Source organism: Vibrio maritimus, from assembly GCF_021441885.1.
GTDB lineage: Bacteria > Pseudomonadota > Gammaproteobacteria > Enterobacterales > Vibrionaceae > Vibrio > Vibrio maritimus_B.
The window spans coordinates 517548-530378 of the sequence record NZ_CP090439.1 but is presented as its reverse complement, the minus strand read 5'-3'; the positions used below and the strand labels follow the sequence as shown (position 1 = coordinate 530378).

Sequence of the window (12831 nt, the reverse complement as noted above, 5' to 3'; positions counted from 1 at the left end):
GAGGAATGGTTTGCTTAGGATGGAGTGCCTAATTTGGAAAGTATAAACCTATATCGCTACTATGAGCGTCTCATCAAGTTTGAAGTCTCAGTTGAGTACGCGGTGACCCTCGCCGATGTTGCCGATACGATGGCAACCAGTCCGCGCCATGCTCGCTCTGTGCTAAAGCAGATGACCGAACTAAGCTGGATTGCTTGGTTGCCCAAAGTGGGAAGGAACCAGCGATCGACATTGATCAAAAAGCTGGACCGAAGTGACGTTAAGAAGTTAATTGCGACCGAATGGTTAAAACAGAGCAAGTATGATCGTGCGCTGGAATTTTTAGATAATGACCAGTCCACATTTGGCCAGCTTTTGCAGCAAACCGCGGGGGCTCAGATTAATGAGGGCAGTGTACATGTTCAGCTTACTTACAACCGGTCATTTGCTCGATTAGCACCGAACGTACCGCATCGCAATAGTGAACGTTTTTTGGTGCGACAAGTTCACGCTTGTTTAGTGTCGATGAGCCGTGATGGCGAGCTAAAACCAGATATCGCCCATCATTGGGAAGCCGATGAGCGCTTCAGAAAATGGTCATTCTATATAAGACCATCCGTTTACTTTCATGACGGCGCTAGGGTAAACGCAGAGTCCATCGCCACATTATTGATGCAACTGAAAGAGCGTGATTATTATCGTTCAGAGCTCGATCACCTAGAGAGCGTCGAAGTCAATCATGCGCTTGGATTTACGGTATCGCTTAGCCGATCTGATACAGGCTTTGCGGCACTGCTTAGTGATTTGAAATATTCCATCCAACCCCCACAACAGCTTGAAGAGTCAGATCTTAATGTGGTTGGGTGTGGCGTGTTTTCACTCGCCGAACAATCGAGTTCTCTCCTCAACCTTTCTGCCAATGAGCGCTATCATGGTTTACGTTCTTTAACCGATCATGTTTCGATATGGTCTGTTAGTGCTAATAGCCAGCATTCTAATGGCCATAGTCCTAAAAACCCGGCATCTTGCGAACAAGCTTTGGTGTCGGGATCACGAGTCAACGAACCTTACTCTCAAAAGGTGATCTCGCATCCAGAGATCGATTTGGAGAAAGAGGCGCTGAGTAGTACAACCTCTCGTGCTCGAATCGAAGACGGCTGTATGTTCATGATTTTCAATCAAGCGAACCCTTCACTGTCTTTTGCGCAGCGCAGCTGGCTCAGCCAGATGCTAAGTGGCGAAAAAGTTTGGCAGCAACTTGTTAAAAACCAAGACACCTTTGGCGCCGAGTTCGCGAGCAGCTTTTTCCCGTTCTGGCACAACGTAAAACGCATCCACAATCGAGCTGTAGAACTGCCTCGAGAGCTAAAAATTGCCTATTACAATCATCCAGGGATACTAAGAAGCGCTGAAGCCGTAAAGCAAATTTTAGAAGCGAAAGGCATTGGGGTAACGCTTAACCTTTATGATTTCGATGAATTTGTTGGCAAGGCGATACGGGGGCCTTTCAATGAAGATATTGTGATGAGCAGTCTAAACCTTGATGACAATAGGCAGGTATCAGCACTATTGTTCTTCTTAAGTGACCCTGTACTGCATGCAGGTATCGGTGATGATGTGAGCCAATGGTTGAAGGCGGAGCTTAATAAGATTCGTGCCGATTGTAGACCCGAAAACTATTTAACTGAGCTCGAACAAATCGGCTCTCTTTTGATACATGAAGGTATCGTAAGCCCAATGTTCCATCATAGGCAGACATTGAGCTTTCAAGGAATTTTAAAAGGCGTTGAGATAACGACTTGGGGCTGGCCTCAAATTCGAGATGTGTGGTCTGCAGATTGAGCCTTTTCTGACTCGTAGGCTTTCAGTCTCTCGGTCAACACTTTTTGATTTGCTGTTGTTGTCTCTAGTGATTCCGCGGTTTTATGAATTGCTGATGCCATCTTAGATACGTTGCGTGTTGCATGCAGTATCGTGCCCTGCATTGGACGTAGTAGCAACCAATAAGCAGCGATCAGCGCCAAGACAATCGAGAGCACCAGTAACGCTAATAACAGCAGCACATTGAAGCGAACATCATAAGCGAACTTTTTGGTGCTGTTAGCAATCGAGTTTTGAGACTGCTCTAGAGCGCCTGGCAGTGCCGCCAACGAGGATTTAGACATCTCAGTCAGTTCGTTGATGTTGTCCATGGTATCAACCAGCACTTGTCGTTGCTCTTCATTCAAACTTTGGTTATTTGAAAGTAGAGTAAGAGAGGTGGCTAAATTATCTATGGCAACGCTTGAGCTGTTGATCGACTGCTCTATCCCCTTTAGGTCGAGCATCATATTGATGTTTACTAAAGGCTGCTCTGTTTCTTGTTCAACGTCGTCCGCGGGAAGATCACTCGCTGCAATACTGATTTGTAGTGGTAAAAGGGCGGCAAGCAATAGAGTAAATAGTCTCTTCATGGTCATCTCAGGTAGTCATAGGCTGAATTACTGTTGCTATAAGTTAGTGCAGTTCGAGTCGAGATACCAATTAAGGTTTTGTATTTTATTCACTTTCTTATTCATCTTCTTATGGGTAAGAAGGCTGCAGCTAGGTTCATTTGCGCGCTTTTGCCCAAGAGGTTAGTGCGATTCCCGATAAAATAAACAAAGTCGCTATCAACGCGAGTAATGAAGGAGACTCAGCTAAGAATAGCCAGCCAAGCAATAATGCAATAACGGGGACCGTGAGCTGCATTAATGATGCTTCCAGTACATCTATCTTCGGCAAGAGACGGTACCAAAGGTAGTACCCCAGAGCGGAAGCGACAATACCAGAAAGAAGCGCATAAAAACTGCCGCTCAGTGTTAGATAGCTGGTTGTTGAAGCTGTTAAACCATGAACAAGCACCGCAACGATAACCAGAATGCTTGCCACCACAAACCCTTGCCGAGTCGCGGTTATCGGTGAAGCCACCTTTTTGCCCAATAAGGTAAAACCGCTCCAGCACAACCCTGAGACCATCATAAGCAATGCTCCTAGAATAGAAGGCTGGGAGGCACTGGGTAACATCAGTAATACAAAGCCGCCCAGTGCAACTGCGATTCCAATCATTTCAACGAAAGAGAGTTTGTGTCCACTGAACCTATGATGGAGGATGAGTGCAAACTGCACCGTACCGAAAAGAATCAGCGCCCCCGTACCCGTATCGAGCGTGATATAGGCCAGTGAAAATGACAGCGCATAACCGAAAAGTGTCACTCCTAAGGCGAGAGACATTCTTAGTGATGGACTTGAATCGCCCTGCTGCTTTTTGAGTATCAAGCCTAAACAGACCAGTGTTGCGGCGCCACTCACGAGTCGAATAGAGGTAAAACTAAGTGGATCAATAGCCGATGTTCCCAGTGCCAAGCGGCACAGCAAAGAGTTAAAAGCAAAGGCTGTCATTGCAGCGAAGGAGAGGGTAAGCGTGTTATTCATTATTGGGCGCCTATCTTGAGCATGTCTAAATCCTAACTTGATGTCAGCAATCGCTAAACAGATAATTGTTCATAAGATATATACCCGAGTAACCTCAGCGGTTTAAATAGGAAGTAAAGGATGAGCGTAGAAGTAGTAAAGGTGTCACCAGACTTTGATGAAGCGTTGTGTGAGGTTATTAAGTCTGTCGGCGCAGAGTTCGGTGCGGTGGGCGAAGGATTTGGTCCCTCGGATGAAGAAGTGTCGGCGATGAGTCAGTATTACAACGAAGAAGACCGCAGCCTGTATTTAGTGGCGTTGGTAAATGGAAAAGTGGTGGGCGGCGGCGGTATCGCACCATTCGGTCAAGGCGATGACGTATGCGAACTCAAAAAGTTGTTTTTACTCCCTGAAAGTAGAGGCTTAGGCCTTGGCAAGACGTTGACCGAACAATGCTTGTCATTTGCAAAAGCGCAAGGCTACAAACAGTGTTACCTAGATACTTTGAGTTCAATGGGATCAGCCATTGCTTTATATGAGCGGGCTGGATTTGAGCATCTCAGCGAGCCATATGAAGGCACTTTGCACAACGGCTGTGATGTATGGATGCTTAAAGCTCTATAGTGAGGATTCAATTAACTAGCAAAAACCGAGGTAATTAGCACGAGTCAATAAAGATCCAGCCTCACTCTTTGGCTTTGTGCACTAATGTTTCGAGCCAATGCTGGTGGTAGGCGTCTACTTGACGTTTAACAAAAATCCCAGTGAGCCAACGCAGACCACCACGCTGCGTTGATTCTGTCACAATACGGCACCCTTCAGTACAGGGCGAGATGAGCCATGCGTGGTACATGTCCACGTCTCCCGTTTTACCTCGCCATGCTATCCTCTCAAAAGGTTCATATTCGACCACCGTGCACTCAAAGCGCATGGTTTTCGTTATCCAATTAAATACACTGCCTTTGTGAAGTTCGTTACTGTCGCCTTTCACGATTTGTACTGCGGTCTTTCGGTGCTGCCAGTTGGGCCAGCACGGAGCACGTACAATGTGGCTCCAGATGGTCTCACAATCTGAGGGGATGACAATTTCGTTTTTCACGTGAACAGGAGCATTCTTAGGGTGGAAATACTCCGGCCACTGTATTTGATGTGGATCGTTCATAGTCACCATGCCAAGGTTTCGCGTTTGGACACTTTAACTATATACCCAGAATGCTGATTGCGTCGGATGGTATGCAGTCTGTCGTGGGCGGTTTTTCAATTCTCTCAATCTTGATATGTGCGCTAGCAAGACATTTGGTGAATTGTATGAAGACCCTTGTCGATAAATTGGGTATAATGTATTACAAGTAGTGCGTAAAAATTGAACGATTTAGGCGCAATTCAGGCAATTTCTTCCTTTTTGTATGAATTTTTCTGTTCTATCTCTCATAATTTAGATCTGATCACATTTTCTCGAGGAATGAAGATTGCGAAATTCCTATCGAGCAGATATAGTAACTGCAAATAGTCATACAATAGTATTTTATTAGGAGTCACACATGACAAAGCCAGTAATTGGTTTCATCGGTCTTGGCCTTATGGGCGGCAACATGGTTGAGAATCTTCAAAACCGTGGTTACGAAGTAAACGTAATGGATCTTAACAAAGATGCAGTTGCAGCTGTTCTAGCTCGTGGCAACGCATCTGAAGCAGTTTCTGGTAAAGAACTAGCTGAGAAAAGTGACATCGTTATGCTATGTCTAACAACTTCTGAAGTTGTTGAGAAAGTAGTATACGGCGACACTGGTATCCTAGCGGGTATGTCAGAGGGCAAAACGCTTATCGACTTCGGTACTTCTATCCCAGCTTCTACTAAGAAGATTGGTGCTGACCTTGCTGCTATCGGCGCTGGCATGATTGACGCTCCTCTAGGTCGTACTCCAGCTCACGCTAAAGATGGTCTTCTAAACATCATGGCTGCTGGCGACATCGAAACATTCAACAAAGTTAAGCCAGTTCTTGACGAGCAAGGCGAAAACGTATTCCACCTAGGCGCTCTAGGTTCAGGTCACGTTACTAAGCTAGTTAACAACTTCATGGGTATGACTACTGTTGCTACTATGTCTCAAGCTTTCGCAGTAGCTAAGCTAGCGGGCGTTGACGGTCAGCAACTATTTGACATCATGTCAGCGGGTCCATCTAACTCTCCGTTCATGCAGTTCTGTAAGTTCTACGCGGTTGACGGCGAAGAAAAACTAGGTTTCTCTGTTGCTAACGCAAACAAAGACCTTGGCTACTTCCTTGCTCTATGTGAAGAGCTAGGTACTGAGTCTCTAATCGCTCAAGGTACTTCTACAAGCCTACAAGCAGCAGTTGATGCTGGCCTAGGTCAAAACGACGTACCAGTAATCTTCGATTACTTCACTAACCTAAAAGCAGAAGCTGAAGCTTAATTTAGCGCTTTTAAGTTAACAAAACCCTACCTTAACCGGTGGGGTTTTTTGTTTGTGTTGAATATGTCAAAACGGTCACTTTATCGACACATTTATTTCGTCTTACTGGCATCTAAGTGTCATTGAGCGGAGCAACACTGGATAGGCTTAACTACTCAATCGGAAGCCAAGTATGCCAGCGTTATCATCAAGAAGTGTAAAGACCCTTCTATTGCCAGAAGCATCCAAGCCCCAGCGGTTCACAAACTCAGAGACTCTCTACAACCCCACCTTTAAAGATACGATCACTACCCTCCGCTCTTACCTTAACATCGATAAGATACTGAACTTCAAAGCGCCTAATATTCCCGTAGAGCCAATGCAAGCTGATGTGATAGAGACAGAGAAGCAAGACTGCATTTATCGTTTGGGACACTCAACGGTATTGCTTAAAGTCGATGGGATAATAATCTTGACTGATCCGGTGCTAGGAAATCGAGCTTCGCCTCTCGATTGGGCAGGCCCCAAGCGCTATCACGCACTGCCGATTTCGGTTGAAGAACTGCCTTATATTGATGTGTGCTTAATAAGCCATGATCACTACGACCATTTAGACAAACAAACTGTAAAACAACTGCATCATAAAGTTGGTAAGTTCCTGGTGCCAATGTGTGTAGGCGACCACCTCATTGAGTGGGGAGTCGAGGTAAGAAAAATCGTTGAGTTCGAATGGTGGGAATCAATAACAGTGGAAAAGACCCGCTTTGTTTTTGCTCCGACGCAGCACTTTTCAGGGCGTTCGTACAAGCAAAGGGATACGTCGCTTTGGGGAAGCTGGGCTATCTTAGGGACTCAGTCTAGAGTCTATTTTAGCGGTGATTCTGGCTATTTTGGTGGATTTAAAGAAGTCGGTAAACGATACGGTCCCTTTGATCTGACATTAATAGAAACGGGTGCCTATGATGAGAACTGGGCGGATATTCATATGTTTCCTGAACAAAGTGTGCAGGCACACATTGATGTACAAGGCGCGGTGATGCTACCGATACACAACGCGACTTTTGATCTTTCCTATCATGAATGGAATGAACCTCTGCTAAGAGCAGAAAGCGAAGCTAAGCGTCGCAATGTTGATTTTGTTTGCCCGAAGATTGGAGAAAAAGTGATCGTGAGTGAGCTTAATGTTCGAAAAAACGATGAGCGCTGGTGGAGTGAGGAAGGAAACGAAGCAAAACAAAGGCGCTGATAATTAGCGCCTTTGTTTATTATGGGGGGTAGAAGCATTCAGTTAGTTAAGCGGCTGCTGTTAGTCGCTTTGAAGCTTTTTGCTTTTCACGCATACCAAGAACAATGGTTAAACCAAACGCAACCGCGAATGAGATTGCCATGCCGGCGATATAGTAGCCGATGTTTTCTGGGCGAATTGAGATAATACCAGGTAGACCTGCCGCACCAAGCGCTTGAGCCTTTACATTAAACATAGTGATAAACGCACTTGAAACCGCCGCACCGATAATCGCTGCAATAAATGGATAACGCAGTTTAAGGTTAACACCAAACATCGCAGGTTCGGTGATACCAAGCAGAGCTGTTACGCCCGATGGCATTGCAATACCTTTTTGTTTTACATCTTTAGTGGTGAAGCCAACAGCTAGAGCGGCTGCACCCTGAGCAATATTAGACATTGCCGCGATTGGGAAGATGAAAGTACCACCTGTGATTGCGATATCAGTAAGAAGCTGAGTTTCAATGGCGATAAAACTATGGTGCATGCCGGTGATAACAAACGGCGCATAAATAAAGCCAAACAGTGCACCGCCGATGAAGCCAGCTGAATCGTAGAGCCAGTTTAGACCGTCACCCAGTAAAAAGCCGATGTCACGTGTGAATGGACCCACTATAGTGAATGTTAGGAAACCTGTGATAAAGATGGCAAGCATCGGAGTGAGCAGGTTGTCCAACACGGACGGGATAAACTTGCGAAGACCATTCTCAACTTTAGCGAGAATAAACGCCGATACCAATACAGGTAGCACCGAACCTTGGTAGCCCACTTTTTGGATCTCGAAGCCCAGAATGTTCCAAGTTGGGATCGTGCCAGACACTGCTGCGCCACCAAAGCCCCAGCCGTTGAGTAGATCAGGGTGTACCATCAACATACCTAAAGCCGCGCCAAGGAATGGGTTACCACCAAACTTTTTAGAAGCAGAGAATGCCAATAGAACAGGTAAGTAGACAAAAGGTGCATTGGCAAAGGTATTGATCATGCTTGCGAGATCAGCAAGACCTGGGTTTGCATCGATCAGAGATTGACCTTCAATGAAAAGACCCGGTGCGGTGAGAAGGTTGAAAATACCCATCAACAGACCGCCGGCCACGATTGCTGGAATAATAGGTACGAAGATATCGGACAAACCTTTTACTGCGCGTTGCAACCAGTTTTGTTTCTCGGCACCCGCAGACGCGACATCCTTGGTCGACATTTCGGACATGCCCGTTAGTTTTGCGAGTTCTGCATAAACTTGGTTTACGATGCCCGAGCCAAAAATGATTTGGTACTGACCTGCTACCTTAAATTGTCCTTTTACACCCTCAAGATCATCAATGGCTTTTTCTTGGATCAAAGATTCATTTTTAACGGCGAGGCGCAAGCGAGTCGCGCAATGAGCTAAGGCAGAGAGGTTTTCCTTTCCCCCTAACAGAGTAAGTAGTTCTTTGGCTATGACTGGGTAGTTCATAACGAGCTCCGGTTACATTTTGTGCGTTATTATCGTATTCGCTCCCTGTTGTGTGTTGAATACTTTTGGGAACGTTTGCAATTTCGAATCATAAGCATGGATGAGGTCGTGTCAAAAGATAAAGGCGACAGTGTGACCGTGATCATTTCTTAGTATACAAGGAGCCAAAAGAATGTGCGCTAGATTAGATTTTTCCTTGAAGCTATAAAATTAGAACCATATTTGGGGCCCTAACTGGTTATAAGAATGGTGAAAATCGTGGTATTCTTTGCAAACATTCCCATAAATATCGGACACTTATCCTATGGCAAGCCTTCATGATGTCGCCAAACTTGCTGGCGTTTCTAAATCGACAGTCTCTCGCGTGGTAAATAATGAGTATGGAGTCAAGCAGGCGACCAAAGATAAGGTACAAAAGGCTATTGATGAGTTGGGGTATCAAACGAACCTTGTTGCTAAAGACCTCAAATCGCAAAAGACCAACTTGATCGGAGTAATCGTACCAAGGGTTGCGTCTAACGCCACCTCACAAGGGGTTGATGGATTAAGTGCGGTGTTTGAAAGTGCTGGAAAACACGTCTTACTAGCCAGTACTCAACAGTCTTTTCAAAAAGAGATTGAGTTTATTCGTCTATTTAACCAAAAGCGGGTTGAAGGCATTATTCTTTATGCAACCCATTTGGACGAAGAATTGGTAGAAGCGATTCAGCACTCGATAGCTCCTGTTGTACTCGTCGGTCAGGATGGTTCGTTATTCAATATCCCAAGCATTGTGCATGATGATTTTCGCGTCGGATTTGAGGCGGGAAATCGTTTACTATCAGCAGGTTGTAGTAATATTGGTTTTATTGGTGTGGCGAGTTCCGACATTGCTGTTGATAAACTGCGTTACCAAGGCTTAGAACAAGCTTTACAGTTCAAGCGTAAAGGCGAGCCTTTGTTTCATAGTCGTGGTGAGTTTACCATAGAGTCGGGCTACCAACAGGCGAAACAGCTACTAACAGAATATGAAAACCTAGATGGCTTGTTTTGCGCGACTGACAGAATCGCAATAGGTGCGGTTAAGGCGATTGAAGAGAGTAGTCGACAAGCCGGAGAGGATATTAAGGTACTAGGAGTCGGTAATGATGAACTGGGCTCGGTATCTTCGCCGAGTATTTCAACCTTTAACTATCCCTTTGATAAAGCGGGAGAAAGTGCCGCTAAGGTATTGATTGAATTACTTGATGGGCATCCACCTGTTATGAGTAAGGTCGTTCTTACTTTCCAAAATATCGAACGACAAACCTGCTAATTCCTCCCCAAATTTTCACGACAACACCCTCACTATGGCTCCTAATCCAACGGAGTCATGGTGTGTGTTAAGTCACAGTTTCTATTAAACTCAGCCGTTGGTCTTGTATCATTCCTGTTTCATCGCTAGTATTGCAAACGTTCCCAAAAATATTAATCATTGGTATAGGTGTATAGCTATTATGGTTTCAGTCACTAGCAAGGTTTCAGCAACCAAAGATCCAGAAGCGAAGTCTTCAACAACCGCGATGTCAGTGAGCGACTTGGTGAACCTGCTTGGTGGCCCGGCTAACGTGAATCGTGTCTTATTTCCGAATAACCAGCTGGTAATTGAAGTCCATGATACGTCTCTAGTTAACGATGGTACGCCACGCTATTCGCTTGAAGAGGTGTTAGGTAAGCCTCAACTGACGTTTGATATGCCTGATCATTTCGATGATTCATCGTTACTTGAGCTGGGTAGCGTAATTAGTCAGCAGCAAGTATTGAAAGTTGAGGCTGTCAGCAAACCAGTTGATTGCGAGCATCGACCGTCTTGGCATGTTTCTCCACCTCAAGGACTTTTGAACGACCCTAACGGTTTCATCTACCACAACGGAGAGTACCACCTCTTCTATCAGTGGTATCCATATGCCTGTGTCCACAAAGACAAGTACTGGGCTCACTTAACGAGCAAAGATCTGATCAATTGGGAGTGGCAGCCTCTCGCATTAACGCCATCAGATTGGTTTGATAGCCACGGCGTTTTTTCTGGTCATGCGTTGAGCCAAGGCGAGCAACTCATGCTGTTTTATACCGGTAATACAAGAATTGGTAATCAGAGAGATCGTCATACGACTCAATGTTTAGCGGTATCGAATGACGGAATTACCTTTGAAAAACTGGGTCCTGTGATCCCGAACCTGCCAGAGGGTGTCACGCCTCATATTCGAGACCCTAAAATCGTTCGTCACGGTGAGCATTGGTTAATGCTACTAGGCGCCCAAACCACCGATCTCAAGGGGCGATTGGCAATCTACCGTTCAAGCGATCTGCATCAATGGGAATTCGTATCGCTTTGTGGTGATGAAATGGGGGATTTTGGTTATATGTGGGAATGCCCGGATCTTTTCGAACTGGATGGCGAGCATTTTGCGATTGTTGGACCTCAGGGGATTGAGTCGGACAGCGCGTACCACACCATCCCTCATCACAATGGGTATGTGAAGGCTGAACTGGATTTAGAGGGAAAAATCTCGCTAACAGATTTTGACAATCTTGATAAAGGTTTCGACTTCTATGCACCGCAAACCATGTTAGCCGCCGATGGTCGTCGAGTTCTCTCTGGATGGATGGGACTGCCAGATGAAATCAACCATCCGTCGAGTGATAACGGTTGGGTGCATCAGCTGACAGCGCTTCGTGAACTAACCAATAGAAACGGACGACTTGTCCAAACCCCTGTTGCTGAAATCGCGACATTACGTAAAAAGAAGCAGTGCTTCACATTAGATAACAGCGGATACCCATCTCTTTGTGACAAGGCGTTTGATATGAGTGTGGTTCTAGAGTGGGGTAGCGAGCTTAGGTTGCATGCAAAAGCGGATCAATACGTATCGATACGACTAGATGAAACCACTCGCTCATTAGTGTTTGATAGAACCGACACCTTAATTCGTGAGGGGGATACCAAGCGCGTACTGACGCTGAATAGTGAAAACGTTGAGCTACGAATTCTCTCGGATGAGTCATCTTTGGAGATCTTCGTGAATGGTGGTGAGTTTGTAATGACTGGTCGAGTCTTCACTGACAAAGATGCTACTGGTATCGAGTTACGTGGAGGGACATCAGACTTTGAAGTCTACCCATTGAACGCGGCAAGCGCTCCATTTATAAGTTCGTTGAGTTAACAACAGCCATTCACTTTGAAAAATACACCATAAAAAAGCCCTGTAACCAAACGGTACAGGGCTTTCTATTCTCTACACGCTATGTATTAGCGTTGTGACTTCAGCAACTCAGTGACCTGGTTAAGTGAGTCGAAAATATAGTCCGCTGTTTCTATGACGTCTTGATGCGGCGGCATGATATCCGGAATCATTGCGGCATAGCATCCAGCAGCTTTCCCCGAGCGCATCCCGTTATTAGAATCCTCAAGCACCAAACAGTCTTGTGCCTCAAGTCCGAGTTTGTCATACGCCATGATGTAGCAATCTGGCTGAGGTTTGCCATTATCGACATCTTCTGCGGTGATAATGAGGTCGAACTGATTGAGGTAGTCAGTAGCACTAAAGTTCAGCTTGGTTTCGGGTAAATGGGAAGAAGTCACGAGAGCAATAGTGAGCTTTTGGGCTTTGGCTTCTGCAAATAGTTCATGAAACCCCTCTTTAAAGGCAATGCCCGCTTGACGCGCTTCATGGTAATGCGCATCGCGGATGGTTTTATAGTGGTTGAGGTCAAAGCCTGAACCAAAATGCTCAACCAGCATTCTCTCGCAGTCTGGATCTTGCACACCAATAAAACCTTGATAGAACTCATCCGTTAAGTCGTACCCCATCGTCGTTGCTGCGTATTGCCAGCTCGCTTTATATACCGTCTCGGTATCAAAGATAAGTCCGTCCATATCGAACAGTAGTGCTTTGAACATTATGATGTCCTCTTTATTTTCACGTTTTTTATTCGCTCTACTTTGTCAGAAGTCTTGTGAAATTAAAACTTCAAACCTGTAATTAAATTACATTTTAATGCTATTGCGGTTAATGCGTGTTCAGTTTTAAGTATGAAATAGCTGCCTTGAATAGGTGGTTGTGAAGTAATTTGCTCATTATGTGATTTTGGTCACTAACTATTTGGGGGTGTCTTGAGGGTGATTAGTGATTTAGATCACTTTTGAATGAGAGTTGTTATCAATTAAAATGCTATGTAATTTATCAACGCGCAAATAACGTGACTCTGATCACTATAAAAAATAATCTATGAGCTTTTTGGTGTGATAT

At 45.2% G+C, this 12831-nt stretch carries 11 protein-coding genes; 6 read left to right on the top strand and 5 right to left on the bottom strand.

Annotated features, from left to right (window positions below; genetic code table 11):
• Positions 1-24: 24 nt before the first annotated feature.
• Entirely contained in the window at positions 25-1821 is a 1797-nt protein-coding gene (locus LY387_RS18965) for an SgrR family transcriptional regulator (RefSeq protein WP_234497395.1), read from the top strand.
• Here the strand turns inward: LY387_RS18965 and LY387_RS18960 are convergent.
• Both LY387_RS18960 and LY387_RS18955 read right to left on the bottom strand, forming a co-directional pair.
• Positions 1791-2432 (bottom strand): hypothetical protein, encoded by a 642-nt coding sequence (locus LY387_RS18960; RefSeq protein ID WP_234497394.1) that lies wholly within the window; start codon positions 2430-2432, stop codon positions 1791-1793. The genes LY387_RS18965 and LY387_RS18960 overlap by 31 nt on opposite strands.
• A gap of 136 nt (positions 2433-2568) precedes the next feature.
• A complete protein-coding gene (locus LY387_RS18955) occupies positions 2569-3432 on the bottom strand; it encodes a DMT family transporter (protein ID WP_234497393.1) in 864 nt (287 codons plus the stop codon).
• A 120-nt stretch (positions 3433-3552) separates the two neighbouring features.
• Between LY387_RS18955 and LY387_RS18950 the strand changes: the two genes are divergently transcribed.
• Positions 3553-4035: a GNAT family N-acetyltransferase gene (locus LY387_RS18950; protein WP_234497392.1), complete on the top strand. Its 483-nt coding sequence runs from the start codon at positions 3553-3555 to the stop codon at positions 4033-4035.
• A 61-nt stretch (positions 4036-4096) separates the two neighbouring features.
• Here LY387_RS18950 and LY387_RS18945 read toward each other — a convergent pair whose 3' ends face one another.
• Complete coding sequence (locus LY387_RS18945) at positions 4097-4573, bottom strand: SRPBCC domain-containing protein (protein ID WP_234497391.1); 477 nt, start codon at positions 4571-4573, stop codon at positions 4097-4099.
• A gap of 379 nt (positions 4574-4952) precedes the next feature.
• Between LY387_RS18945 and LY387_RS18940 the strand changes: the two genes are divergently transcribed.
• On the top strand, positions 4953-5846 hold the full coding sequence (locus LY387_RS18940) for an NAD(P)-dependent oxidoreductase (protein WP_042478005.1): 894 nt from the start codon (positions 4953-4955) through the stop codon (positions 5844-5846).
• Positions 5847-6018: 172 nt separating this feature from the next.
• Entirely contained in the window at positions 6019-7071 is a 1053-nt protein-coding gene (locus LY387_RS18935) for an MBL fold metallo-hydrolase (protein ID WP_234497390.1), read from the top strand.
• A 46-nt stretch (positions 7072-7117) separates the two neighbouring features.
• On the opposite strand, the gene LY387_RS18930 is transcribed toward LY387_RS18935, so the two are convergent.
• Positions 7118-8563, bottom strand: a complete 1446-nt coding sequence (locus LY387_RS18930; protein WP_234497389.1) for a sucrose-specific PTS transporter subunit IIBC — start codon at positions 8561-8563, stop codon at positions 7118-7120.
• 304 nt (positions 8564-8867) lie between these two features.
• Between LY387_RS18930 and LY387_RS18925 the strand changes: the two genes are divergently transcribed.
• Both LY387_RS18925 and LY387_RS18920 read left to right on the top strand, forming a co-directional pair.
• Positions 8868-9857, top strand: coding sequence for a LacI family DNA-binding transcriptional regulator (locus tag LY387_RS18925; RefSeq protein WP_234497388.1), 990 nt, complete (start codon positions 8868-8870; stop codon positions 9855-9857).
• A gap of 247 nt (positions 9858-10104) precedes the next feature.
• Positions 10105-11745: a glycoside hydrolase family 32 protein gene (locus LY387_RS18920; RefSeq protein WP_234497787.1), complete on the top strand. Its 1641-nt coding sequence runs from the start codon at positions 10105-10107 to the stop codon at positions 11743-11745.
• An 86-nt stretch (positions 11746-11831) separates the two neighbouring features.
• Here the strand turns inward: LY387_RS18920 and LY387_RS18915 are convergent, their stop codons facing one another.
• Positions 11832-12482: an HAD family hydrolase gene (locus tag LY387_RS18915; RefSeq protein WP_234497387.1), complete on the bottom strand. Its 651-nt coding sequence runs from the start codon at positions 12480-12482 to the stop codon at positions 11832-11834.
• Positions 12483-12831: the final 349 nt, after the last annotated feature.

Excerpts from the sequence above, each read along its gene's own strand:
- LY387_RS18960 (WP_234497394.1), bottom strand. The coding sequence starts at position 2,432 with ATGAAGAGACTATTTACTCTATTGCTTGCCGCCCTTTTACCACTACAA.
- LY387_RS18955 (WP_234497393.1), bottom strand. The coding sequence starts at position 3,432 with ATGAATAACACGCTTACCCTCTCCTTCGCTGCAATGACAGCCTTTGCT.
- LY387_RS18950 (WP_234497392.1), top strand. The coding sequence starts at position 3,553 with ATGAGCGTAGAAGTAGTAAAGGTGTCACCAGACTTTGATGAAGCGTTG.
- LY387_RS18945 (WP_234497391.1), bottom strand. The coding sequence starts at position 4,573 with ATGAACGATCCACATCAAATACAGTGGCCGGAGTATTTCCACCCTAAG.
- LY387_RS18940 (WP_042478005.1), top strand. The coding sequence starts at position 4,953 with ATGACAAAGCCAGTAATTGGTTTCATCGGTCTTGGCCTTATGGGCGGC.
- LY387_RS18935 (WP_234497390.1), top strand. The coding sequence starts at position 6,019 with ATGCCAGCGTTATCATCAAGAAGTGTAAAGACCCTTCTATTGCCAGAA.
- LY387_RS18930 (WP_234497389.1), bottom strand. The coding sequence starts at position 8,563 with ATGAACTACCCAGTCATAGCCAAAGAACTACTTACTCTGTTAGGGGGA.
- LY387_RS18925 (WP_234497388.1), top strand. The coding sequence starts at position 8,868 with ATGGCAAGCCTTCATGATGTCGCCAAACTTGCTGGCGTTTCTAAATCG.
- LY387_RS18920 (WP_234497787.1), top strand. The coding sequence starts at position 10,105 with ATGTCAGTGAGCGACTTGGTGAACCTGCTTGGTGGCCCGGCTAACGTG.
- LY387_RS18915 (WP_234497387.1), bottom strand. The coding sequence starts at position 12,482 with ATGTTCAAAGCACTACTGTTCGATATGGACGGACTTATCTTTGATACC.